At 62.8% G+C, this 24,072-nt stretch carries 17 protein-coding genes, 1 tRNA gene, 2 rRNA genes and 1 pseudogene (1 of these 21 cut by a window edge); 12 read left to right on the plus strand and 9 right to left on the minus strand.

Annotated elements, in window-relative coordinates:
- The 5 genes from ACRDNQ_RS09855 to ACRDNQ_RS09875 form a co-directional block, all read left to right on the plus strand.
- Positions 1–2,117, plus strand: a 23S ribosomal RNA gene (locus ACRDNQ_RS09855) (it extends 713 nt beyond the left edge of the window).
- A 73-nt stretch (positions 2,118–2,190) separates the two neighbouring features.
- Positions 2,191–2,305: ribosomal RNA gene (gene rrf, locus ACRDNQ_RS09860) — 5S ribosomal RNA — on the plus strand.
- Between the two features lie 78 nt (positions 2,306–2,383).
- Positions 2,384–2,460, plus strand: a tRNA-Met gene (locus tag ACRDNQ_RS09865).
- A gap of 97 nt (positions 2,461–2,557) precedes the next feature.
- Positions 2,558–3,142: a hypothetical protein gene (locus ACRDNQ_RS09870; RefSeq protein WP_431828476.1), complete on the plus strand. Its 585-nt coding sequence runs from the start codon at positions 2,558–2,560 to the stop codon at positions 3,140–3,142.
- 105 nt (positions 3,143–3,247) lie between these two features.
- The gene (locus ACRDNQ_RS09875; RefSeq protein ID WP_431828477.1) at positions 3,248–3,457 is read left to right on the plus strand and encodes a DUF1858 domain-containing protein; all 210 of its coding nucleotides are present in this window, start codon (positions 3,248–3,250) and stop codon (positions 3,455–3,457) included.
- Here the strand turns inward: ACRDNQ_RS09875 and ACRDNQ_RS09880 are convergent.
- Entirely contained in the window at positions 3,452–4,153 is a 702-nt protein-coding gene (locus ACRDNQ_RS09880) for a Crp/Fnr family transcriptional regulator (RefSeq protein WP_431829107.1), read from the minus strand. The two genes, ACRDNQ_RS09875 and ACRDNQ_RS09880, sit on opposite strands and share 6 nt — an antisense overlap.
- Positions 4,154–4,340: 187 nt before the next feature.
- Between ACRDNQ_RS09880 and ACRDNQ_RS09885 the strand changes: the two genes are divergently transcribed.
- The 3 genes from ACRDNQ_RS09885 (at position 4,341) to ACRDNQ_RS09895 (ending at position 6,821) form a co-directional block, all read left to right on the plus strand.
- Positions 4,341–4,772, plus strand: coding sequence for a pseudoazurin (locus ACRDNQ_RS09885; RefSeq protein WP_431828478.1), 432 nt, complete (start codon positions 4,341–4,343; stop codon positions 4,770–4,772).
- A gap of 65 nt (positions 4,773–4,837) precedes the next feature.
- Positions 4,838–6,055: a copper-containing nitrite reductase gene (gene nirK, locus ACRDNQ_RS09890; RefSeq protein ID WP_431828479.1), complete on the plus strand. Its 1,218-nt coding sequence runs from the start codon at positions 4,838–4,840 to the stop codon at positions 6,053–6,055.
- A 16-nt stretch (positions 6,056–6,071) separates the two neighbouring features.
- Positions 6,072–6,821 carry a formylglycine-generating enzyme family protein gene (locus ACRDNQ_RS09895; RefSeq protein ID WP_431828480.1) on the plus strand — a complete coding sequence of 250 codons (750 nt, stop codon included), beginning with the start codon at positions 6,072–6,074 and terminating at the stop codon, positions 6,819–6,821.
- Positions 6,822–7,011: 190 nt separating this feature from the next.
- Here the strand turns inward: ACRDNQ_RS09895 and ACRDNQ_RS09900 are convergent, their stop codons facing one another.
- Together ACRDNQ_RS09900 and ACRDNQ_RS09905 are read right to left on the minus strand one after the other, a co-directional pair.
- The gene (locus tag ACRDNQ_RS09900; RefSeq protein WP_431829108.1) at positions 7,012–7,362 is read right to left on the minus strand and encodes a helix-turn-helix domain-containing protein; all 351 of its coding nucleotides are present in this window, start codon (positions 7,360–7,362) and stop codon (positions 7,012–7,014) included.
- A gap of 141 nt (positions 7,363–7,503) precedes the next feature.
- Positions 7,504–8,211, minus strand: a complete 708-nt coding sequence (locus ACRDNQ_RS09905) for a DUF1194 domain-containing protein (protein ID WP_431829109.1) — start codon at positions 8,209–8,211, stop codon at positions 7,504–7,506.
- A 313-nt stretch (positions 8,212–8,524) separates the two neighbouring features.
- Between ACRDNQ_RS09905 and ACRDNQ_RS09910 the strand changes: the two genes are divergently transcribed.
- Positions 8,525–10,333: a winged helix-turn-helix domain-containing protein gene (locus ACRDNQ_RS09910; RefSeq protein WP_431828481.1), complete on the plus strand. Its 1,809-nt coding sequence runs from the start codon at positions 8,525–8,527 to the stop codon at positions 10,331–10,333.
- Between the two features lie 507 nt (positions 10,334–10,840).
- On the opposite strand, the gene ACRDNQ_RS09915 is transcribed toward ACRDNQ_RS09910, so the two are convergent.
- From ACRDNQ_RS09915 to ACRDNQ_RS09935, 5 genes and pseudogenes are all read right to left on the minus strand, one after another.
- The gene (locus ACRDNQ_RS09915; protein ID WP_431828482.1) at positions 10,841–11,392 is read right to left on the minus strand and encodes a hypothetical protein; all 552 of its coding nucleotides are present in this window, start codon (positions 11,390–11,392) and stop codon (positions 10,841–10,843) included.
- A 115-nt stretch (positions 11,393–11,507) separates the two neighbouring features.
- Positions 11,508–11,990 (minus strand): hypothetical protein, encoded by a 483-nt coding sequence (locus ACRDNQ_RS09920; protein WP_431828483.1) that lies wholly within the window; start codon positions 11,988–11,990, stop codon positions 11,508–11,510.
- 655 nt (positions 11,991–12,645) lie between these two features.
- Positions 12,646–13,668, minus strand: coding sequence for a hypothetical protein (locus ACRDNQ_RS09925; RefSeq protein WP_431828484.1), 1,023 nt, complete (start codon positions 13,666–13,668; stop codon positions 12,646–12,648).
- Positions 13,669–15,517: 1,849 nt separating this feature from the next.
- A pseudogene (locus tag ACRDNQ_RS09930) lies at positions 15,518–16,708 on the minus strand (adenylate/guanylate cyclase domain-containing protein); the annotation flags it as partial.
- A complete protein-coding gene (locus ACRDNQ_RS09935) occupies positions 16,695–18,107 on the minus strand; it encodes a hypothetical protein (protein WP_431828485.1) in 1,413 nt (470 codons plus the stop codon). The gene ACRDNQ_RS09935 and the pseudogene ACRDNQ_RS09930, both read right to left, overlap by 14 nt.
- Before the next feature lie 834 nt (positions 18,108–18,941).
- Between ACRDNQ_RS09935 and ACRDNQ_RS09940 the strand changes: the two genes are divergently transcribed.
- The 3 genes from ACRDNQ_RS09940 (at position 18,942) to ACRDNQ_RS09950 (ending at position 21,941) form a co-directional block, all read left to right on the plus strand.
- Entirely contained in the window at positions 18,942–20,591 is a 1,650-nt protein-coding gene (locus ACRDNQ_RS09940; protein WP_431828486.1) for a TPR end-of-group domain-containing protein, read from the plus strand.
- Positions 20,592–20,799: 208 nt separating this feature from the next.
- Positions 20,800–20,973, plus strand: coding sequence for a hypothetical protein (locus tag ACRDNQ_RS09945; protein WP_431828487.1), 174 nt, complete (start codon positions 20,800–20,802; stop codon positions 20,971–20,973).
- 419 nt (positions 20,974–21,392) lie between these two features.
- Positions 21,393–21,941 (plus strand): amino acid synthesis family protein, encoded by a 549-nt coding sequence (locus tag ACRDNQ_RS09950; protein ID WP_431828488.1) that lies wholly within the window; start codon positions 21,393–21,395, stop codon positions 21,939–21,941.
- Between the two features lie 153 nt (positions 21,942–22,094).
- On the opposite strand, the gene ACRDNQ_RS09955 is transcribed toward ACRDNQ_RS09950, so the two are convergent.
- Entirely contained in the window at positions 22,095–23,183 is a 1,089-nt protein-coding gene (locus ACRDNQ_RS09955; protein WP_431828489.1) for an AI-2E family transporter, read from the minus strand.
- Between the last annotated feature and the right edge of the window lie 889 nt (positions 23,184–24,072).

Raw genomic sequence — 24,072 nt, forward strand, 5'->3', positions numbered from 1 at the left:
ATGGTCAGGCTGAAGGTACGGTAACACGTACTGGAGGGCCGAACCCACATCCGTTGAAAAGGATCGGGATGAACTGTGCCTAGGGGTGAAAGGCCAATCAAACTCGGAGATAGCTGGTTCTCCGCGAAAGCTATTTAGGTAGCGCCTCGGACGAATACCTACGGGGGTAGAGCACTGCATGGGTAATGGGGGCCCACAGCCTTACTGATCCTAAGCAAACTCCGAATACCGTAGAGTACTATCCGGGAGACAGACGGCGGGTGCTAACGTCCGTCGTCAAGAGGGAAACAACCCTGACCTACAGCTAAGGCCCCTAATTCGTGGCTAAGTGGGAAAGCATGTGGGACGACCAAAACAACCAGGAGGTTGGCTTAGAAGCAGCCATCCTTTAAAGATAGCGTAACAGCTCACTGGTCTAGCTAAGTTGTCCTGCGGCGAAGATGTAACGGGGCTCAAGCCACGAGCCGAAGCTTAGGATGTGCAGCAATGCACGTGGTAGCGGAGCGTTCCGTGATATAACTCCATGCCTCTTTAGTGTCCTCGGGCATTACGGAGGCGCGGGGTTTTCTGTGAAGCCGGGCCGTGAGGCATCCGGTGGAGAGATCGGAAGTGAGAATGATGACATGAGTAGCGACAAACAGGGTGAGAGACCCTGTCGCCGAAAGTCCAAGGGTTCCTGCTTAAAGCTAATCTGAGCAGGGTAAGCCGGCCCCTAAGGCGAGGCAGAAATGCGTAGTCGATGGGAACCAGGTTAATATTCCTGGGCCAGGAGGATGTGACGGATCTCGAGGGTTGTTCTTCCTTATCGGATTGGAGGGGCAGCTTAGAGGTTCCTGGAAATAGCCCTCCATCAGACCGTACCCTAAACCGACACAGGTGGACTGGTAGAGCATACCAAGGCGCTTGAGAGAACGATGTTGAAGGAACTCGGCAAAATACCTCCGTAAGTTCGCGAGAAGGAGGCCCAGTTGCTAGGCAACTAGTGGCTGGGGGCACAAACCAGGGGGTGGCGACTGTTTACTAAAAACACAGGGCTGTGCGAAGTCGCAAGACGACGTATACAGTCTGACGCCTGCCCGGTGCCGGAAGGTTAAAAGGAGGTGTGCAAGCACCGAATTGAAGCCCCGGTAAACGGCGGCCGTAACTATAACGGTCCTAAGGTAGCGAAATTCCTTGTCGGGTAAGTTCCGACCTGCACGAATGGCGTAACGACTTCCCCGCTGTCTCCAACATCGACTCAGCGAAATTGAATTGCCTGTCAAGATGCAGGCTTCCCGCGGTTAGACGGAAAGACCCCGTGCACCTTTACTACAACTTCAGATTGGCATCAGGCCAAGCATGTGCAGGATAGGTGGTGGGCTTTGAAGCAGGGACGCCAGTCCTTGTGGAGCCTCCCTTGAGATACCACCCTTGCTTTGCTTGATGTCTAACCGCGGTCCGTTATCCGGATCCGGGACCCTCTGTGGTGGGTAGTTTGACTGGGGCGGTCGCCTCCCAAAGAGTAACGGAGGCGCGCGATGGTTGGCTCAGAGCGGTCGGAAATCGCTCGTTGAGTGCAATGGCAGAAGCCAGCCTGACTGCAAGACTGACAAGTCGAGCAGAGTCGAAAGACGGCCATAGTGATCCGGTGGTCCCGAGTGGAAGGGCCATCGCTCAACGGATAAAAGGTACGCCGGGGATAACAGGCTGATGGTGCCCAAGAGTCCATATCGACGGCACCGTTTGGCACCTCGATGTCGGCTCATCTCATCCTGGGGCTGGAGCAGGTCCCAAGGGTATGGCTGTTCGCCATTTAAAGAGGTACGTGAGCTGGGTTTAGAACGTCGTGAGACAGTTCGGTCCCTATCTGCCGTGGGTGTAGGATACTTGAGAGGAGTTGCCCCTAGTACGAGAGGACCGGGGTGAACGATCCACTGGTGGACCTGTTGTTGCGCCAGCAGCAGTGCAGGGTAGCTATGATCGGAAAGGATAACCGCTGAAGGCATCTAAGCGGGAAGCCCCCCTCAAAACAAGGTATCCCTGAGGGCCGTGGAAGACCACCACGTCGATAGGCCGGAGGTATAAGCGCGGTGACGCGTTCAGCTGACCGGTACTAATTGCCCGATAGGCTTGATTTGACTCAGTGGAAGCCAGACTTCGACTGATCGAAAGCACACTACAGTGTCGACTTGGAGCATGTTCTTCTCTTGGTTTGGTGGTCATAGCGCGAGCAAAACACCCGATCCCATCCCGAACTCGGCAGTTAAGTGCCGTTGCGCCGATGGTACTGCGTCTCAAGACGTGGGAGAGTAGGTCACCGCCAAACCTAGTGAGGAACATGCCGTATCTCTCTTCTGCGATGCTGCCTCATACACGTTATTCGACGCCATGAGGCCATCTTTGGCGCGGGGTGGAGCAGCCCGGTAGCTCGTCAGGCTCATAACCTGAAGGTCGTAGGTTCAAATCCTACCCCCGCAACCACCGAATCCGACACCCCGGCGTTACCGCGCCGGGGTGTTTTCGTTTCGGCCTCACACAGCGATAGTATTCCGGCGAGATCTCCCACGATCTCAATGGCGTGGCCGTCATCTTCTGGGTGCAGTCGGATCTCGTCGATGAGGCTCCGAAGGATCTCTCCCGCCTCCATCCTTATGCCCTCGGCATTCAGCGCGGCGGCCAGGTCCGCCACCTTGCGGCGGTAGACCTCGGCGAGGCCCGAATGGAGCCGCACCAGGTTCTCCTTTGGCTTCAGATCCTCGATGCGGCGCTCGAGACCTGTTTTTCGATCTTCGAGGTCGGTCATGCGATCCTTCATCGTCGGATGGAACATGCCATTCTCGATGGCGTCGATAATAGTGTCGATCTTACGCTTCACGTCCGCGAGTTCACGCTCGACCGAGACGCGCTCTGCAATCTCATCCTGTTGCAGCCTGTTCCACTCTCGTTGATACTCTGCGACGAACTCCGCGATCAGATCGGGGTGCAGCAGGCGCTCGCGCAGTCCGTCCAGGACCCGCTCCTCGATCTCTTCCCGCGTGATCAGGGCGCGATTGGAACAGGCGCCGCGGTTCCGGGAGGCCGAGCACCCGTACTTGGTCGTGTTCATCAGCGTGTACGCGCCCACGGATTTCTTAGGAGCCCCGCCATCGGTCGTTCTCCTTGAACCCGGGATGGCTGATCCCCAGCGCTGCGCCCGGTAGCGAAGTTTGCGCCAGCACAACGTCCCGCCGCTTTGAGGGGTTTAGTCTGGGTGTCCTGGGAGAGACACATGCGAAACGCCTGGCCCGACGATCCTGACATGCCGCTGGCGGACCTGATGACGCGCTGGCCGTCGACGATCCCCGTCTTTGTGCGCCGCAGGATGCTTTGCGTCGGCTGTCTCGTCGGCCCGTTTCACACGGTCGGCGACGCCTGCGCGGAATACGGGCTGGACGAAGCGGCGTTCATGGCCGAGCTCGCCGAAGCGGCCCGATCATAGATCGGACTTCGGCTGCGAGATCAGGACCAGCGCGTGCGGGTCGAGGACCTTGATCCGCTTGCGCCTGCTTTCCACGAGGCCCTGCTTCTCCCAGGCGCTCAGAAGACGGCTCGCGGTGTGCAGCGTCGTCGCGGTCAGCTCGGACAGATCCTGCCGCGTGATGGGAAAGTCGATCTCGATCCCGTCGGGGACCTTGCGGCCCGTCTGATGGATCAGCCGCAGAAGCGCGTTCGCCACGCGCTGCTCGACCTGCTGGGTCGCCATCTCCACCACGCGGTTCTGGATCTCTCCGAAGCGGTTCCCCAGCGTCCTGTAGGTTTCGGTCGCGAAACCGTCGTAGTCGGCGACGAAACTGTCCCAGAGCCGCGTCGGCCAGCTCAGGACGATGGACTCGGTCGCCGTGACGGCGGTGGCTGGATAGGTCTCGCGGCCGATCGCCCTGGCGATGCCCAGCAACTGACCGGACGGTATGTGTAGGGCCGCCACCCGCTCACCGGTCGGGGTGATGCGGACGACGCGGACATAGCCGTCGAGCAGCATGAAGAACCGCTCCGCTGGCGCGCCCTCGTCGAAGATCGCGACCCCCTCGTCGTATCTCCGCGACGTGGCCTGATCGAGGATCGCGCGGATCTGCGGCCGCTCCAGCCTGGAGAACGGGGGAAGGTGCGTCAGCAGGCTTTCGTCGAGCCGCGGCAGGATCTTTCGCGGGGCCAGGTCGGTCACGTCCGACTTGTGCCACGAATGCAGCCGAAAACGCCAACGCAAATGGCGGCAGGACGTCCCCGGGAAAACCGGTCGCGAGTTTGTGGAAGCGCAAATTCCCGCGCGCTGGGAGGAGTATTCTGTGCCTCGACGAACATCGCGATCTGAAAGGAAGAGGAAAATGCTTCGCACTGTTGCAACCGGACTCGCCGTCGCCGTCCTGATAGGGGGCGCCGCGTTCGCCGAAACCTTCGAGGTCCGGATGCTCAACAAGGGCACCGACGGCGAACGGATGGTATTCGAGCCCGCCTTCATCGAGGCGCAGCCCGGCGACACGATCAGGTTCGTCGCGGCCGACAAGGGCCACAATGCCGAGATCAACGCGGGCATGGCCCCCGCCGGCGCCGAAGCCTTCAAGGGCAAGATCAACGAAGAGATCGAGATCACACTCGAGATCGAAGGCGTCTACGGCGTGATCTGCAAGCCGCACTTTGCGATGGGCATGGTGATGACCATCGCCGTCGGCGACGCCACCGTCCCCGAGGGCTTCCTCGAAGGCCGCGTGCCGCCAAAAGCAAAGGCGCGCTTCGAGGCGCAGCTCGCCAGTCTCTAAACCCCATCCAACGGTCGGCGGGCACCGCGCCCGTCGCCGGTCCCACATCCCCGAAGGAGGAACCCATGACCAGAGCCTTCAATCCCGGCCTCAGCAAGACCAGCCGCCGCAACGTTCTGCGCGGCACCATGCTCGCCGGCGCCGCCGCCATGACCGGGGCCGGCGCGATGTCGGCACCGCGGATGCCCAGGCTGAACGGCGTGAACGCGGCGTCCGCGCGGCTCTACAAGGCCGCCGACCCGCAGAACGCCACCAGCGACGCCAAGCCCGCCAACCTGTCGGGTTACACGCGCGTAAAGCAGCAACTCGTTCCCCCGCCCTTCGCACCCGTCCATGAACAGGTCGCGACCGGCGACCCGAAGATCGTGGAGATCACGCTCGAGACCGAAGAGCGGCTGATGGTCGTCGACGAGGACAACGGCGCGAGCATCTGGGCGCTGACCTACAACGGGTCCGTCCCCGGCCCGCTGATCATCGTGCACGTGGGCGACATGGTCGAACTCACCCTGCGCAACCCCGCGTCGAGCATGATGGAGCACAACATCGACTTCCACGCGTCGACCGGCGCTCTCGGCGGCGGCGGCCTGACCCACGTCTATCCCGGCGAGGAATGCGTCCTGCGCTGGAAAGCGACGAAGCCGGGCTGCTTCACCTATCACTGTGCGCCGGGCGGCGACATGATCCCCTATCACGTCACCCACGGCATGAACGGCGCCATCATGGTGCTGCCGCGCGACGGGCTGAAAGACAGGAACGGCAACCCGCTTCGCTACGACAGCATCGCCTACTTCGGCGAGCAGGACTACTACCTGCCCAAGGACGAAAACGGCGACTACCGCACCTTCGAGGCCGCCGGCGACGACTATGCCGACAGTCTCGAGGCGATGCGCGGGCTGATCCCGACGCATTCGGTCTTCAACGGCGCGGTGGGCGCCCTGACCGGGGAAGGGGCCATCAGGGCCAAGGTCGGCGAGACCGTGCTGATGATCCACAACCAGGCGAACCGGGACTCGCGCCCGCACCTGATCGGGGGTCACGGCAACTACGTCTGGGAATCGTCCTTCACCGACCCGCCGCTCCACGACATGGAGACCTGGTTCGTGCGCGGCGGCAGCGCGGTGGCGGCGATGTACACCTTCGAACAGCCGGGCGTCTACGCCTACGTCAACCACAACCTGATCGAAGGCGTGATGCTCGGCGCGACCGCTCACGTGGTGGTCGAAGGCCAGTGGGACAACGCGCTCATGGAGCAGGTCGTCGCCCCGCGCAGTTTCGAAACCTGAGGGAGGAGGAGGACAGATGTCCGCCGCCGCAAGACCCGAGACAAGACCTGGAAAGACGATCCTTCGCTTCACCATGCTGGGTCTGGCGGCGGCGGGCATCGCCTGGGCCGCGCTCTCGCAGCGCGGCCCGGACCCGGCGTTCTTGCCGGAGATGGCCGAACGGGCGGTCGTCATGCCGGACGGGAGTCCGGTCTACGTGCAGAAATTCGAAGTCACTGTGACCGAGTGGAACAGATGCGAGGACGACGGCGCCTGTTATCTCGGCCTGCGGGCTGGGCCCGATCAGAATCCAGCAACGACACCGGCAACCGGGCTCAGCTACGTGGACGTTCAGCAATACGTCGCCTGGATCAACAAGAGAAGCCGTCATGCCTTCCGGCTTCCGACCGCAGAGGAGTGGGAAGTCATGGCCGCCCCGGTTCTGCCAGAGAAATCCGACCCGCTCTTCACCGATCCCTCGCTGACTTGGGCCTCGAGCTACCTGGTCGAGGGCGTGGCTCCTCGAGCGCTGAAAGCCCAGGGCAGCTTCTCGACCTCGCCGGAGGGCATCGCCGATCTCGATGGCAGCGTCTGGGAATGGACGATGGAATGCTACGACGGGCTCGCCGCGGGGACACCGCCCGATCGGTGCCCGGCGTTCTTCGTGGGTGGCGAGCACCTTGCGGCGATGTCCTACTTGGTCCGGGACCCCGCGCGCGGCGGTTGTGCCGTGGGAACGCCGCCGGCACACCTCGGCATGCGTCTCGTCAGCGATGACTCCGTCTGAGCGATGTTCGCGGTCTAAAGGACTCTCCAAACCGGTTTCGTGCTTGAGGAAGAGTGAAGAGCAATGGGATCCGAGCCGCAGCAGTACTGGCGTTGACGTAAGAAAGAACCGAACTTGTACGAGTCCGGTTTGTCCGCACACCGGACCTCAGGGGCTATCTCGACCACGTCCGCTTCGCCCGACACAGCGGTCATCTGAGCGAACGCGTCAGATATCTCCTTCGTGCCCTTCTCGGACCTCCGGTTTGAGCGCAGCATTCGACATGATGGGCGGTGAACGGACCTTCGCCGCAAGCGGTCCCAATGTCCGCTCTCTCACCTTTTGCAGTCCGAGGGGCGCCCGAGAAATCAGCTGGCCCCGGGCGCGAGAGCGCGGTTCGCTCGGAAAGTTCGGACTCGAGCGCCTTTCCGTCGAGGATCGTGATCGACCCGTAATCCGTCCGGATCATTCCGCGATCGACAAGATCCTTCAGGATCAGGGCCGCCGAAGAGCGGGACAGGCAGGACGCGTCCGCAAGCTCGTTGTGTTTGACGGGAACAATCGCGTAGGGCGCGGTTCACCGCTCCTACAGTGATAGAAAGCTACTTCTGATAATCGATCAGCGGTCCGGACGTTCAGGCAAGGCGCAACCAAGGTCTGGCTCCCGCCCCTACTGCCCGGCAAGCATGAAGGCTTCTAAGGATTAGTGCCCGAATTGCAGCGCCGCGAGAGTTTCGGGCCTAATCTCACGCAGGAGCTTGATTTCGATCGCGGCGGCAAAGCTCTCGAAGCTCTCCACCTCCATGACGAACGCTCCGGGGCCGGCAATCAACCTTGTCCGATACCACTCGCCAAGGTCGGGAACCTCTCGCGCAATCGCGAGCGCGTTGATCGTGATTCCGAGCGCCTCGGCGCGCAAGCGCGCATCAGCCGTGGACACCGCGGTTCTTTTGCGCGGCGCCATCGACTCGGGACCGTCGCCAGACAGGTTTATGATCCGGCGGTAGGCGCAGACGCCGGGAGCGTCGAGGAGTCTGGTCGCCGCCGCTATCGCGTTGCCGATACCGGTGTTGCCGCGAACGGGACGTGGTATTGTCTCGAGGTGCCGCGCCAAATCGTCGGCGCCAGCTCCCCTGACGAGCCTCGTCATCGGCATGATCTGCAAGTCCCGCACCGAGTCGCTGAACACAACCGCGCCGATGTCCACGATTCCGGCATTGGCGAGCGCCGCCCGGACACCCGGGGACCGGAACGCCCGGGCATAGCCCTGTTGCTGTAAGAAGTACTCGTCATCCTTCACGCTGCCCGAGGCGTCGAGCGCCAAAACCAGCGCCACATCGGCGCAGGTCGCCGCCGCGGGAGCGGCCCCACCCAGCGCGATCGCCGCGACGAATGTCCGCGCGGTCAGCATCAAGGGCTGCACCCACCTTGGTCCGGCCCCCGTGGCAGGAAGCCTTCGCGGCGGACGCCGGAACTGTCGGTGCTCGGCTGTGAGCGGGGCGCAAGAATGGACCACTGAGGGAGGAATCAGAATGGCGGCAAAAAGCATTTGTGATCCCCTTGACCGTTGCACGGACGACCGGATCTGAGATTCCCATGTTCAGGCGGCCGCCCTGCTGTGTCCTGAGATTTCCCTGAGAATTGTCTGAAAGCCTGCGCCTCGGCGCGGTGCTAACCCGCCTGTCGCAGCGGAAGACGTCGCGCCGTTGTGTTTGGAGAAGGGAGTGTCCAATGATATCATCCTGTCGTGCAACTCACCGGAAGTGGAGTGGGCGACCTTGACCCAGGAAACTCACGCTCCGATCTGCTTCTCCGGCTTCACACTCGACGTCGTCCGCGGGCGACTTCTATTCGGCAAGGTCGATGTCCCGCTGCGACCGAAGTCCTTCGCGCTCCTGTCCCATCTCGTACGAAACGCTGGCCGGGTTGTGTCGAAGGACGAACTCCTTTCGACGATCTGGCCAGATGTTACCGTGACCGAGGATTCCCTTACGCAATGCGTCCACGAGGTCCGGCGCGCCCTCGGTTCGGCGGGCAGAACCCTGCTCCGGACTGTCCATCGGCGTGGTTACCTCTTCGATTTCGGCGCGGCAGGATTGGACAGGCCGATCTTGGCGCCTTCATCCCTGCTGGAACGGCGGACCCAGCCGGGATCAGGCCCGCTCGGGACAGATGGTAATGCGCAGGTCGAGCCGGTGACCGCAGACGCACCTCTGTACGACACGAACTCGCTGTTACGCAGGCAGGCCATTACGGTCGGGGCTTCGGCGATGCTGCTGATCGGCGTCGGAAATATCGCCGCACGGTTCCGGTCACCGGCGCCCGCACCAAGTGCCACGGGGGCCTCGGTGTACGGGGACAGCGTGGTCCTCAGCATTCCACGGTTTCTTACAGAGACCGGCGATGTTTCGCTCGCGCGGTATGCCGGGGATCTGTGGCTGCAGGTAGCAGGTGCCCTGGCGGGGACGCGTCTCATCACGGTGATCGACACGGGCATAACCTCATCACTCCGCGGTGCCGGGACCGATCCGCCGTCCAGGGAAACCGGTCTTGGCTCGAGGTTCATCCTAAGGGGCGCACTGGTCCGGAAATCCGTAGGCGTGCGCGCGACGGTGTGGCTCGTGGACGCTACAAGCGGCGCGCGTTTGTGGTCTGCGGACTACGACTACCCGACTTCACGTATCGGCCACGGTCGGGACGATCTCGGCGACCAGATTGCCGCGGCGACCTTCGGCGAGATCCGCGACGCGGCGCGGGAGGCGGCTGCGCGAAAGCCGGAGGCTGACCTTCGCTCCTTCGAACTCGTCCTCTTGGCGAACGAGCACCGATGGCTCTGGAGTCCGGAGGGCAATGACGCCGCGATCGACCTCGTGCAGGGCGCCCTGGCCATCGAGCCCCGCTCCGCTATGGCGTGGGCGGAACTCGCGCGCCTCTACGGGCAACGCGTCTGGGCCGGCTTCGGTCCGTCGCTGCGGGACGATGCCGCGCGATGGGAGGAGGCGGCAACGAAAGCGGTCGCCGCGGATGGCAACTACACCTTCGCCCGCGCCGCCCTTGCTGACTACCACATGTACACTCGGACGTGGGACGCCGCGCTTGCCGAGATGGACCGAGCGCTCGCTCTCGCGCCGTGGCTGCCCGAGATTATGGCGTTCGCGGGCGAACTCGTGCTCCCGTGGCTCGGACAGTCAAGGCGAGCGGCCGCACTTGTGGACCGGGCGAAACGCCTCGATCCGGCATCAATCTGGAAGGATGCCGAAGCCGTGGCCTACTTCTTCGTGCACCGGTTCCGGGAGTCTGCCGCGGCGGTCGAGTGGATGCCCGAGCCGTCGCGGTGGATGCAACTCTTCGTGACGCTATCCTACGCCCAACTCGGGGACGGCGATGCTCTCGAACGCTGGCGCGACCGGCTTCGGCAAGGCTGGCCGGATTACGCCGCGCGGGACGTCGAGGCGACCTCCTTTGCGCCCTTAGCCGAGGCGGAGCGCGCTCTCTGGCGGATGAGCCACATGAAGGCAGGCCTCGCGGCCTGAGCGGCACGCAGGGTTCGGGGCTTACAAGAGTCACCGGCGAGCCGCGAGACAACCGGACAGGTCCCGGGGAGGCCAGGCGCTTCCGTCCGGGCGTGTTTTCTGCGGTCATCGGCCTCCGATTTCATCGAAGCTTCAGGGTTCCTTCGTGACGCGACCGCCTCGTTTCGGCGCCTGTGCAGGTCTCGACCCCCGAGATAGTAAGGGATCGCCGCGTCAAGTTCCCCACTGCCGACCTTCGTCATCCGCAGACGAATGACCTCTTTAGGCCGAATGCAGCCTGACCAGAGTTTCGTCGGAATGACAGCTTTGATTCTGGTGTCTGACGTCACCCTTGGAATGCCCAAGGTCCGCTTTCCGCAGATAGTTGCCGTGGTCTGTGACCGTCCGCTTCGCCCGACACAGCGGTGATCTGAGAGAAAGAGTCGGTTGTCGCCTTGTAGCCCAAAGCGGGCCTTGGCCGTGGCAGCAGACTCTTCAGTGGCGCATGAGAGTAGTCACTTTCCGCAATCAAATTTGCAACCCAAGAAACATCACGGCGAAGGGAACAGGCGAGACGGCAAGCACGATGGTCAGGAGAGTCGCCAACGGCGAGAAGATTCCGCTGAGACCCGCCATAATCATGATGCCGCCGCCACCGCCAATCACGGAGTTGCCCGGTGTGTTCACGGCCAGAGCCAGAGCGACATAGCGGTATCGCAGCGCAAGGCTGAAGGCGCGCTTCGACTGACCATCGAGAAGCATCGCAAGTCGATCCTCCTGCGACAGCGGAGCGGCGCGGGCGACAAGCGCGGCCGCGCGGCGCATCCTTAGAAGCGACAAAAGGCGCCCTAGCAAACCGGTTGGCAGGAAACGCCCAATGGCGAAGGCTAGCATCATTGACGCGACGGTGCATACATAGATCAAGGGCGCAATGGCTGCCCCAAACGCGGCGAGCATCGCTAACCCGACCTCGGCGCCGGGCACAAAAGGCAACGCTAAAAGGCCGATATAAGCCACCGCTCCTAACATGATGGCGCGGTGCACCTGCTGTTCGTTATCCGGCCGGATCTGCAGGTTCAACGCATCTCTAATAGCGTGCGCGCCCCATGTTGCCAGAACCAAGATTGCGATGAGAACAACGACCCGCAGAACAATCGTGCGAAGCGACGCGCTTGCCGAATTCAAGTAGGATACCTCAGCCTTCGGCGCTTTCTGTCCCGGCAGGCGCCGCTTTCCCAGTGGCCGTCAGAACGATCTGGTTTGTCCAGTACCAGCGGCGGGTAGTCCAAGTCCCGTCCGCAGTGATGTCATCCCCATCAACTTGCCCGTAGAAAACGACGGTGTGCGGTGCGTCCGCGCAAACCGTGCGGACGGTAAAGTGGATCACGCCTTCGATTTCCTTGGTCTGGTAATCGGACCAGCCGAAATCGCAATAGTTCTGGCAGTCGACGGATTGAAACTTCCCGTCGCGGAAGATGAGCAAGTCCTCAAGCACCGCGCCGCTTTCCGTGTCCACACCCAGGACTTCGAATGACCGGCCATCAAGGGCGCCAACAGATGACCAGTTGCCTTCGGGCACCTGCAGGTCGGGGATGTCTTCTTTCATAACCGACATCGTCGCCGCACCGGTGCCAACTGTTGCAAGAGCGATGGCAGCGACTTGAATGATCTGGGTCATGATGAAACTCCTCAGCAAAGGCGGGTCCGTGTTGACCAAGTATAGGGCCATCATACGGCGAGACACCGCGCGCTCATAGCGGGAAACCGGTCGGCCGTTCTTTCGACGCGGCCTTGCTCAAGCGATGATCAGCCGGAGCGTGCGCTCTTTGGCTGGCCCGGCATCCGGTCTTGCGGCCCTATTCGACCACGAGAACCACGTAAGACATCGCCGTGTAAGCGAGGCGCGCAAGAACGCATTCATCATTTCCAGAAATCCACAGCCTGTTGACCGGACGACGCTTGAATGACCGCTTCGTCCGCAAACCGGACCTTCCTCGGGGTCCGTCCAAGGTCCGCTAACCGCAGATAGCTGCCCCGTCTGGGATCCACGAGTGGCGGACATCAACAGGGCACATAGCTGCGAGAAGCGGAAGCTGGCGTTCGAAAGGGCGGGATCTGGGGGTCAAGACCCTATGACTAATTCCTACAGGGCATGGTGGTCGCCGGATCAATTGCTGTTGGATACAGGAAAACCCTTAGGTCAGTGCGCACACAAGTCCTTGGACAAATTCCCCGGAACGGCAGCTGGGGGCACAGCGTTTAGTGTCCTGCCCGGGAACCGAGCGGCTCACCATCCCGTGCGCGACAGTATCGCCTGCGGCGGTCGGACGAACTCAGGAATCGGTCCTGCGGCCGGGCCAGATCATCAAGGATAGCTGTTCCAGCAGCGGCAGGCTGGGCTCCTGGGCGGCAATAACAAAGCTTTGGGCCAGGATCTCGTCGGGGTGGAATATCTCCTCGGTCAGGTTGCGTCCGACCCGCCGCAAGTATTGCGACAGCAGCGCAGCCGAGGGGTGCAGGCGCAACTGCCCATCGGCACCGCGGCGCCAGCCGTTCATTGTGCCGTCGAGTTCCAGAAAGACCCACTCGAGCGTCGCGAAGAACGCGCCGCCTTCGTATGGGCTGCGCGACATCAGCACCGGCATCATCGGCACCGCCGCAGTCCCGTCGGGCGGCACGAGGTCGATCCACACGTTCAGACACGGTGCGTCGGGGTTGGTGATCTTCAGCGCGGAGTAGGGCAGCCCGCATGGAGCCGGGTCGTCTGGCAGGACAAGCGGCGCCGCCAGTTCCCGGAAGCCCAGTTCGGCATAAAGCCGTGCGCGGGCGGCCGGGTTGTTCTTCGACAGGATGTGGAAAAGCTCGTGGGTGAGGATGCCGGCAAGATAGCCCGTGGTTTGCGCCGGATGCAGATCGTCGCCTCCGGGCGGCGGCACCCGGAGCGAGGCGACCATGTTGGCAGGCAGGACGATGGTGTCCAGGTGACGCGTATATGCGGCCGCCGCCTCTTCCCGGCCGGTGGTCTTCACCAGATAGACCACCTTCGGAACACTCATGTCGATCCCGGCGAAGACCGGCCGCAGCGCCGCGACGATCAGCTTCAGCTGGGCGATCTCGGTTGGATCCCAGTCGACGACCTGGGTGGTCAGGAAATCCAGATAGGTCATCTCGTCAACGACGTGGCGGGCCTGGGGCAGGCCCACGCGGGCGCAACGGTCGAACGCGCTTTGCGACCGCGTGGCGACATCGGCCGCTGATAGCCGCGTCCGCCCGGTCTCGACCGAGGTAGCGACAAGACGGGTTTCCGCCCGTGTGCCCGAGGCTTCGCGCAGAATGCCGAGGTCGCTGTCGTTCATGCCGGTCGCTTCCTGCCTATGCCGTACCGGGCAGTACGGCCGGAAACGCCTCATCAACCCACTGCCGCCAGAGCACCGCTCCCTGCGCTTCAGCCACGCGGCGCGCAGCGGCGGCCGACGCCGCGGCAGCAGCCGCCTCGCCGCGGGCGCGTTCCACGATCGCGCGGGCAAGCAGCAACGGTGCTCGGAACTGATCTTCCCCAGTGGAGTCGATCAGGGACAGATACTCCTCCACCAGCGACCCAGCGGTGTCTTCCGATCCCTGCTCAACGTGGAAGGGAGCGAGGACCGCCGCGAAGAACGACTGCCAGCAGGTGAATCCTGTCTGACGCCATGCGGCGAAGCCCGTCTCCATCTGAGCGATCCCTTCGACGACATCGCCGCGCCGCGCCACACTCCAGCCGTGGGCGAAGGTGGCCATCGCTACGAACTCGGGGAAACCCTGCGCGATGGAGAAATCGCGCGCCTCGGCGCTGGCGGCAGCAACGGTGTCCACATCCCCCCGGAGCAGAGCCGTGTTGAACCGCGCCAGCAGGGCAAAGCCGCGTTCGTGGGGGAACTTCAGGTGATCGGCCACTGCGATGGCCCCCTCGGCCAGCGCGCGGCCTTCCTCGAACTCGCCCTGAACGGTGCGGGCGAGCCCCCGGTAGAAGTGGCCGAAAACGCCGAATTCCTTGATGAAATGCGCGTAAAGCGCGCCATGCAAATCGGGATCGTGGCGCTCGATGACACGGCCCAGGGTTTCAGCCGTCCGAGCATTGTCGCCGCGATGAAACGCGACCATTCCGTGCAGCAGGTTCCCCGCCATGTGGGCGGCATCGGACGGCGCGCGACGATCGATCTCGATGACCGTTTCGGCCAGCCTCTCGGCCCGGTCCAGGTCGGCCACCGCCCAGGCATGTTCGGCCGTGTAGAAGATCACCGGGATCATCTCGGCTTCCAAATTCAGAGCTTCAACCAGTTCCATCGCCCGGGCCTGGCAGGCCCCGAAGGAATCGCTGCCCGGTCCTTGCGTGACCATCAGCGTTGGTCCTCGCACCGCGAGAAGCTGAAGCTCCAGCAGGTCGCGCTCGGTGTCGGCGGGCAGGTCGGCGAGGCAGGCCAGTCCTGCGTCCAGATGGCTCAGCGCCTCGCCCGCCGCGCCCTTGCCGGCAGCGGCCATCGCTGCGGACAGGAAACGCGGCACAGCCTCTGCCGGGCGGCCCGCGCGGGCCAGGTGATTGGCCAGAAAGTGATCTTCGATGCCGCGGCCCAGAGACTGAACACCCTCCACGATCGACTGATGCACAAGCCGTCGCCCGTCAGAGGTCATGTTCCCGTAGATGGAGTCGCGGATCAGCGCATGGCTGAAGGTCACGCTGTCCGAGCCTTGCGTGCCAACCGACGGATAGGCGAGACGCTGCGCGAACAGCGCCTCCGTCGCCGCCTTCGCAGTGCCCTCGCCCTGCCCGACGATGTGCCCCACCAGCGCCGGGTCGAAGCTGCGCCCGAGGGCGGAGCCAACGCGGGCGAAAATCCGCTCCGCAGGGGTCAACCGGTCGAGCCTCGCCTGCACCATCCCGCCCAGCGACAGCGGAACCCGGATCGAGCCGGGCGCCCGTGGTTCGGTGGTGCGCAGCATTTCGGCGTATTCCAGCAGAAACAGGGGGATGCCCTCGCTCTTGCGGATCAGTTCGTCGATCTCGCCCTCGTCGGCCGCAGTGGCGTCTCCCAAAGCCTCGAGCGCCAGCGCCCGTGCCTCGCTCTCGTCCAGCGGGGCAAGCGTCATGAGGGTGGCTTCCGGCCAGCCGTTCCCGAAGGGCGGCTCGGGCCGCGTCGTCAGCACGATAAGTCCGGGGTGAGGGCCGACGCCGCCCATCAGCACGTCGACGAACTGCGCAGAGGTTGGGTCGATCCAGTGCACATCCTCGATCACCACGACAAACGCGCCGCTGCCCGAGACCGAGGCGAAGATCTTGTTCGCCAGAAGGGTCAGCGCACGGCCGCGCCGCAGCGGGATCGACTCGCTTGCGTCCATCGGACGTTCGGCACCCAGCGGGCTGAGCAGGTCTAGAAGGAGGTCGATTTCCGCTGGGTCGGCGCCCCAAATCTGGCTGATAAGCCGCTTCAGCTTGGCGTGGCGCGCGGCCAGATCGTCGCCGCCCGCTGCGCCGGCCAGCCATTCAAGGTAGCGCCGCACCGGGTAGAGGGTTGTGCCCGTGTGTTCGGGCGCGCATTGCAGAACAAAGCTCGGCGCACCTGCCGCGGCTTCGTCCTGCAGAAAGGCCGATACCAGTCGTGACTTGCCGAAGCCCGGGCCAGCGGCAAGGATCACGCTGCGCCCGCCTTCCGTGCGGGCGGTGCGGAACACTTCTCCCAGCTGTTGCAGTTCGGTGGACCGGCCGATCAGCGGGCCGCTTCGGTGACCGCGCAGCGCTTCGAACCGGGTGCTCATCCCGCCACGGGCGCGCAAAGCCTGGTAGACGCGCTGTGGCTTGCTGAAACCCGCAAGCTTGTGGTCGCCCAGGTCGCGCAGGTGGAACATTCGCCCGACAAGGTGCATCGTGTCTTCGCAGATCAGCACCGTGCTCGGTTCGGCCAACGCCTCCAACCGTGCGGCGCGGTTGATACAGGCGCCCACCGAGTTGGCGCCGAACTGGTCGCCGTCGGCGCGCAGCATCACAGTACCGGAACTCACGCCAAGCCGGGTCTTGATCATGTGGCCGTCGCGGCCCGCAGCGAAGGCGCCGGCTATATCGAGCGCGGCTTCCACCGCGCGGCAGGCATCGTCCTCCGCCGCGACAGGGAAGCCGAAGTAGCAGATGATCCCGTCGCCCTGGTACTGCGCAATCACGCCGCCGCGCGCGCGGACGGCGTCGGTGCAGGCGGCGTGGAAGCGGCGCAGGAGCAAGGCATACGGTTCCGGGCCGAGCGTTTCCATCAGCATGGTCGAAGAGACGAGATCGGCCATGACCACGGTGACGCCGCGGTACTCCACAGATCCGGCCTCGGTCGGCAGGTCGACCGAAGCGGTGGCCATCTGGGACTCAGTGGTGGACATGGAACCTCTCGAAGGCGTGCGCCTCCTGCCCGGTGGCCGCGGCCCAAGCTCCCAGGGCGAACATCGTGCTGAGGTCGTAGTCCAGCGCGATCCCGCCGATATTGCTCGACTGCGGCACCTTTCCGGGCCGGTTCTGGAACCACTCGGCCCATTTCTCCGAGCCGGGCTGGAACATCGGGAACGGCGCGCCATCGGGCGGGAAGGTGCGGTTGGGCGACGGGTACAGGTTGACGGTGAAGGGAAACTCCGCGGTGCCGTGGCAACTGAGGCAGGAGGACGCGCGGAATCCATCGGCCCCCATGAAGCGCGCGCCCGAAGGCAGGATCACGTCATGACGCACTGCAACGTCCATCGGCGCCGCCAGCCGACCGCCCCAGCCCAGCGTATCGGCGAAGAAGGGCGGGGCGTCGGGGTTCAGCCAGGTTTCGGTCAGACCGCCGCTTTCGGGCAGGCCGTTGGGTCGGGTAGCGGCGGCGGGATCGTTGCCCCACATGGCGCCGGCGGGAAGGAACCTGTCCCAGGGGGTGCCCGCCTGACGCGCATCATAGACATAGGCCAGGTAGACCCACCCGGTTTGAGGCGCCGCAACGGGATCCTTCACCTTGATCGCCAGCTGAAACGGATAGATCGTCTGGACCACGTTCTCCAGCGGTAGAGAAGGGTCGGCTTGATGCGCCTTCTGCGCATCCGTCGTGGGGCGAAACACAGTCCACTCGGCGGCGCCCTTCAGCACCGATCCGGTGTCAGGCGAAGGCCATTGGTCCGGCTGCACAGTGGCGGCCTCGGCCTTCACCACGATGGATCCGGGAGGAAAGTTGAGCTGTCCAAGATCGGGTTCGTAGACGTCGGCCCAGACCTCGCCCAGCATGCTGGCAGCCAACTCATCATAGTAGATCACGCCGTAATTCTGCATCCACTGCGTGGTCGGCTTGTAGGGGGACGACCAGCTGTCCGATGGCACGATCTGCCCACCGTAGGTGTTCATGATGGCTTCGCGCCCCGACGTCGGGTCGCCGCCGTCACTCGCACCAATCCAGACCATGTCGTACCAGCCTGCGGCGCGAGCGTCCCATTTCTCAGGCGTGTCGATCAGGGCCCGCATCGATGGTTCGAGGTAATCCTTCAGCGCTGTCATGTACTTCAGCGCCGTGTCCTGCGTCAGAGGCCCGTTCAGCACGCCGCCGCCCGGTAACCAGTGCTCGGTCGGAGCAGTGTCGGGATAATCGAGGTTGGCGATGTTCAACGGCCCGTTATAGGCCGCCTGATCGGGATAAAATCCGTTGTTCGAAGCCAGCGGATCGGCCACGGCCGCGGACGTCCCGGCCAGCCCAAGGAAGATGAGCGCCGCACCAGGTGAACACATGCTTTTCCGTGTAGCCTGAAATTCATGGAGCCTCATTCATCCTCTCCGGGCCAAAACCACGAAATCGTGATGGTTGAATGTGAGCGTGACAGATTGTGTTTATCGGTCAAGGGGCTTGCTGGCGGTTGTCGGATGAGGGCACTTTCAGATGAGCGCGACTTGAGGGGCGGTCTACCCAGGGTTCACCAATCGACGGAGAGCCTACGGGGCGGTCCGATCCGGAAGAGTCCGGATAAGGCGAGCAAGATCAAGCCGGGCCATATCGAACGGGTTGTCGCAAGTCTTCGCAGGAAATCGACCGAACTCGAGGCCGAGATCCCCTCGGCAAACTCTCCCGAGACGCGGGCGAGACCGGAGAAGTAGCTTGGTGTCGCGCGGACACATATCGAGCGGGCGGAATGGCTTCTGAGGGAGCTCGGCTATAGCGACATGACGCAGATCACATAGCGAGACTCCATGATCGTCGGAAACGGCCCTGGTGGAAGTTGCATCTGACTGGCAGCGGCAGCCGCGACCACAGCAGGGCTTCGTACACGGGACCTTAACCGAAATCCGACGAAGGTCCGCTTTCCGCAGCTAGCTGCCGTGGTCTTTGATCGTCCGCTTTGCGGACAAAGCGGACGGTGCAACCTGAACGATCAATGGCAGCTTTCGACTTGCAGCAGATGCCGCGAAGAGCACCAAGGTCGGACAAGAGAGGTCTGCTGCTCTGTGCTCCAACGCCCGTTTTTTGCCGGCGGATACTGCGGTTGGCACAGATGAACGCTCGCTTGAAAGAGCATCAGGCACCGAAATTTGATAGGAAGCTCCGGCACGTTCGGATTTATTATGCCAGACTCATACTACGGAAAATCGAAGGCGGAGCCGGGCGTGAAATCATTGTCATCATTCCGCTTCGGCGATTTCCTCCTGGTGACGGAAGAGCGCAAACTGACGCGCGACGGTATCGAATTGCCCCTGGGCGCCAGAGCTTTCGACATGCTGAGCTTCATGGTCGCGAACCGTCATCGTGTCCTGACCAAGGCAGAGATCCTCGACGCCATCTGGCCGAACATCGCAGTTGAGGAAAGCAACCTGACCGTTCATGTGTCGGCCTTGCGAAAGGTGCTCGGCCCCAAGGCGCTGGCAACGATACCTGGCCGGGGCTACCAGTTCGTGCTCCCTGTAGAGGAAGACACGCTTGTCCCTGCCCCTGACGCCGACAAGCGCAAAACCGCTTTCCCCAAAGTCCTTGTCCTCCCCTTCACCAACACCTCGAACGATCCCGATCAGGAGTATTTCTCCGACGGCATCAGCGAAGACATCATCACCGATCTCTCCAAAGTCGCCGCCTTGTCCGTCGTCGCCCGAAACACGGCCTTCACCTTCAAGGGCCGAGCCATCGACGTTGCGCAGACAGCCCAAAGCATGGGTGTGACCCATGTAGTCGAGGGCAGCGTGCGCAAGGCCGGTGGTCGGATACGTTTCAACGCCCAACTTGTTGACGGCGCGACGGGGCATCCGATCTGGGCGGATCGCTTCGACCGCGACCTGACCGACATCTTCGATCTCCAGGATCAGATTGCCGAAGCCATCGTCACAGCACTCAGGGTCAGGCTTGTCCCGTCCGAGCGCGTGGCAATCCAGTCGCGCCCGACCGACAACCCCGAAGCCTATGAAATCTATCTGCAAGCGCGCTATCACCACACACGCTTGGACAGGCAGAATTTCGCAATTGCGCGCCGCCTCGCTCAAAAGGCGCTTGAAATCGACCCCAAGTATGATCTGGCATGGGCGCTTCTTGCGATCAGTCAGACGGGGCTTCACGCCCTTTCGGCCTCGGATGACCATGGCCTGCACGCGGCTGAACGCGCCCTCGCTCTGAATCCGGATCTATCCGAGGCACTTGCGGCCAAAGCCTTTGTCCTCGCCGGTCTTGGACGCTTCGACGAGGCTTTCGAGCTTCACGAACGCTCGCTTGAACTCGACCCGGAGTCCTACGACGTGCGCTTTCTCTATGGCCGTTCGTGTTTTCAGACCGGGCGGCACGCCGATGCCATCGCGCACTGGGAACGCGCATCCGAGCTTTCGGAAGCGGATTTGGCGGCGACCTCCCATCTCGCGATGTGCTACAGGGCAACAGGCCAGCATGCGAAGGTGCTGGACTCAGCCCGCCGCACGCTCGTGCGGGCGGAACGCGTGCTTTCAGAGAACTCGTCGGATTCCTACGCGTTGATCAGCGGGGTCGGTGCCTTTGCGAAATTGGGAGAAGCCGAACGCGCCAAGCAATGGGCTCGGCGGGTCAAGGCCGTTGATCCCGATGATCCAAGCATTGACTACAACATTGCTTGCGCAATGGCGCTGCTTGGTGAAACAGAGGCCGCACTCGATACGCTCGAAGCGTGCCTGACGCGGGTCGACCCCGTCACCTTCTCGGTCTGGGTCGGACAGGATAACGACCTCGACGCCCTGCGCGATCTCCCTCGCTTTCGGCGCCTCGTTCGCGACCTTGACGCGCGTGCGGTTGCCGCACGGGCGTAACCAAGCCAGCCAGCCCTTTGGGTTCGGGCCATCGCCGCGTGTGGCTGCCTTCAAGCCATAGGCGTCAACATAGAAATCTGCCGGTCATTCCGAACGTTTCCGAAGTCTTCGGAACGGTTCGGGCTGTTTCAGGACATGCAACCTTCTGGCTGCCAACCTAGCTTCACAAACCGGCCATTCCGGCAAGTTCTTCAGAAGGATACCCGACATGACCGATCTTTCGGCGCCGCCGCAGACCCAAGCTCCGACCTCGCTGCTCGCACGCGCTCTGCGCAGTCTATCGACGCTCGTGAAGTCTTTCTTCGGGCCGCGCCTAAACTCCCACGTCGACCTTCGCTACGCCAATGAGCATTTCCTCAGAGACATCGGCTTGCGCCGCTGAAATGGTGCCACGCCAATTCCTGCGATCGGAAGATCATTGCAATCGATGCAGTGGGGCGCTGCCAATAGCCCTGCTGTTTCGAAAGCACAGCAGGGCAGAAATTTCGGCCGCTATTTGGTCAGTTGTTCGAAACCGGGCATTCGCCGTGAGACAGAAAATCGCCAAAATGGGCTCGAAGTCGACGACCGAGTCTTCTCGTCAGATGACTGCTGTGTCGGGCGAAGCAGACCTCGCCGGTGATCTGCTAGAGGTCCGCATTGCCCAACGAAGCGGTCATATGAGTCTTTCGGTCAGACGACGGCAAAGAGCCCGGAGCGGCTGCGCCCAATCAAAGGGCACCGCTCCTTTCAAAGAAAAGGATCGACCCTGTGGCGATAGGAGCCCATCGTGTCGGCCATCACTAGGCGAGGAAGGCTGCGATGGTGAAGACCCGCAAGACTGTAATTCTGCGCGAGCTGATTGAGACCGATTTGCTCGGTGAGCCGTGCGAACCAGTTTCACGTGTGGCGGTCGCGGCGGTCTTCAAGAATCCAGTCTTGGGGCGTTTCGAGCGCGATCTGTCCCCGCTGTTCGATATCGGGGCCGAACTGGGACAGAAGCTTGCTGAACAGGCGATTGCTTTGCTGAACCGTCCGCCGGTTTCGTATGGCAAGGCCGCAATCGTCGGGGTCTCTGGCGACATGGAGCACGGTGGCGCCGTGATCCACCCTCGATTGGGCGCACCGATGAGAGCAGTCGCAGGCGGCGGCGAAGCCGTCATACCTTCTAACGTGAAAGTCGGGCCTGTTGGCGCATCGATCGATCTGCCGCTCGGTCACAAGGACAATCCATGGTCTTTCGATCATTTCGATACCATGACCCTATGTGTCCCGGACGCTCCTGCGCCGGAAGAAATCGTCATGTTCTTTGCCTATGCGGATCGCGGGCGCCCGATCCCGAGATGTGGAAGCGGACCGATCAAGATGTAGCCCTATCAGCAGCCGCGTTGTCCCGCACTCCAGACTTTGGGCGGGATCTCATCCACGTCCGCTTTGCCCGACTGAGTAGTCACCCCTGGGGGTGACGGACCGAGGTAGGGTACCGTAGCAACAGCTTTTGTCGTGAACCGGTCGCCGCCGATATCATGTGTCCTCGGTGTCCGCGGCCATCCAGGCGAGAAGCATCTCGTAGATCACCGCGGTCAGCACCGGCCCAAGGAAGACGCCGATCAGTCCCCAGGTGAGGAAGCCACCGACCGTCCCGATGAACGCGATGATCCCTGGAAGGTCCGTACCGTGCGTGCTGAAGTACGGACGGATGAGGTTGTCGACCGTCATGACGGCACCGAAGAACCACGCCGCGAGCAGCGCCGCCGTCAGATACGAACCCTCCCAGATCAGGATGGCCGAGGCCACGAACAGGACGACGATGGGGCCGATCTGGATTAACGCGAGGAGAAACGTGAACCCGGCGAAGAGGATGATGGCGGGAAGACCGGCGACATAGAGCCCGATCCCGGCAAGAAGCGTCTGGGCAGTCGCTGCATAGATGACCCCCGCGAACGAGTTGCGCGTGGTCTCGAGCGCATTCACGAAGAGGCTGCCGGCGAACTTTCCCCCGATGCGCGTAAGTAACCGGTCAAGGAACGCCCGGACGGCGAAGCGATTGTGGAGAATGAACAGCGCGACGATCGCGCCCAGCAGAAACTCGAACAGAAATGCGCCGAACGTCCCGATCCGGCTCGTCGCCCAGGTGGCCACGCCCAAGAGATGCGACGCGATCCCCGGGATCTGGCTTCCCATGTCCGTCTCGGCCACGCCCCAGGCGGATTCGATGGACGCTCCGACGACCGGGAGGTTGACGAGCCATTCCGGCGGCGTGGGAACCGGAGCGGCAGACATCGTCTCGAACCAGTCTGCGGCGACCGGGAAGTGACCGATCAGTTCCCATGCGAAGAAAAGCGCCGGGAGCAGGAGAACCATCAGAAGCAGGAAGGCGAAGACGATGTCTGCCACCAGCCGGCGTCCGCGAAGGCGGCTCACCAGCCGCTCGTAGGGATGGGCGCAGATAACGGCCAGGAGCAATCCCCAGAGAATCGCGGGGAACATCGGTGCAAAGACCTGGTAGGCAAGGGCAATGACGATGGCGATGAGGCTCAGCGACACCGCATTGTCGACGATGAGCCCCCGGATGTCCTGGGGGCGCTGGTTGCCATCACGCCTCGAATCCAAATGCTGCTCTCTTCGTAGCGACCCAATTACTGGGCGGATGCGCCCGGATCATCAGTATCAGGAACTTCGCGCCCGGCACACCCAAGTCCGCGTGACAAGGATCGATCCCAGTGCCTCACACCCTCTACGGCACAACGGATCTTGCTGCATCTGCATTGGTTCGAAAAACCTGGACACCGGACCTCGAACTCGATTTGCCCAAGGTCCGTTTTCCGCAGGACGTTGCCATCCTCTTGATCTGTTGAGGCGCTCAACCCGCGGGGCCAGCGTAGCTGGATGTGTCAAGTCTCAGCGCTGACGCGACCATCGGCAAACAGTATCCAAAGCGAGCCCCGCAACCAACTTTAGCGAACTTGCCGCTTGATCAAGGCCCGCCGCACTGGCGGGCCATGCTTCGTTCGGTGTTTGCAGCAGCATTCCATCGAGTTCGATTGGCTTGCCTCGTTCGAATGGTCCGCTTTCGGTCCCGGTGCATGACCGGTCTTGCCGCATCGGCTGGTGTGACCGGCGAAGCCGGCTGCGAAATGACTTCGGGAGCTCGAGGCCGATAACCCAATCCGATGTACGGGTGCGTCGTGGTGTAGTGCTGCCGCAAGTTCCCGAGGATGCTTCTTGCGTTCACCAGGCTGTAGAGAATTTCACCGCCAGATCCGCTCGACGTGGGTAAGGTTCACTGCCCACCCGACGTCCCGCGGGAGCGCCGTTGTCGCCTGTCGTGATAGCGTTCGCGCTGGCAACCGTTTCCGGCGCCGCCCGGTCCTGCGACACCACCGTCACCCGCCGATGTGTCGCGACGATCTTCTCGCGTGGTTGCTACTCCGGCGGATCCCCTGATCCTCGATCTGGCGGGAAAGCCTGCTTCAGGGCGAACAGCCTTCTAAGCGGGGCG

Origin of the sequence: Saliniferula longa (genome assembly GCF_050789285.1) — a bacterium.
Classification (GTDB): domain Bacteria; phylum Pseudomonadota; class Alphaproteobacteria; order Rhodobacterales; family Rhodobacteraceae; genus CAVPWP01.

What these genes read in the sequence shown, in the direction of transcription:
- ACRDNQ_RS09875 (WP_431828477.1), top strand. Translation starts at nt 3,248, where the DNA reads ATGCGAAACGCCTGGCCCGACGATCCTGACATGCCGCTGGCGGACCTG.
- ACRDNQ_RS09885 (WP_431828478.1), top strand. Translation starts at nt 4,341, where the DNA reads ATGCTTCGCACTGTTGCAACCGGACTCGCCGTCGCCGTCCTGATAGGG.
- nirK (WP_431828479.1), top strand. Translation starts at nt 4,838, where the DNA reads ATGACCAGAGCCTTCAATCCCGGCCTCAGCAAGACCAGCCGCCGCAAC.
- ACRDNQ_RS09895 (WP_431828480.1), top strand. Translation starts at nt 6,072, where the DNA reads ATGTCCGCCGCCGCAAGACCCGAGACAAGACCTGGAAAGACGATCCTT.
- ACRDNQ_RS09905 (WP_431829109.1), bottom strand. Translation starts at nt 8,211, where the DNA reads ATGCTGACCGCGCGGACATTCGTCGCGGCGATCGCGCTGGGTGGGGCC.
- ACRDNQ_RS09920 (WP_431828483.1), bottom strand. Translation starts at nt 11,990, where the DNA reads ATGACCCAGATCATTCAAGTCGCTGCCATCGCTCTTGCAACAGTTGGC.
- ACRDNQ_RS09925 (WP_431828484.1), bottom strand. Translation starts at nt 13,668, where the DNA reads ATGAACGACAGCGACCTCGGCATTCTGCGCGAAGCCTCGGGCACACGG.
- ACRDNQ_RS09935 (WP_431828485.1), bottom strand. Translation starts at nt 18,107, where the DNA reads ATGAGGCTCCATGAATTTCAGGCTACACGGAAAAGCATGTGTTCACCT.
- ACRDNQ_RS09945 (WP_431828487.1), top strand. Translation starts at nt 20,800, where the DNA reads ATGACCGATCTTTCGGCGCCGCCGCAGACCCAAGCTCCGACCTCGCTG.
- ACRDNQ_RS09950 (WP_431828488.1), top strand. Translation starts at nt 21,393, where the DNA reads ATGGTGAAGACCCGCAAGACTGTAATTCTGCGCGAGCTGATTGAGACC.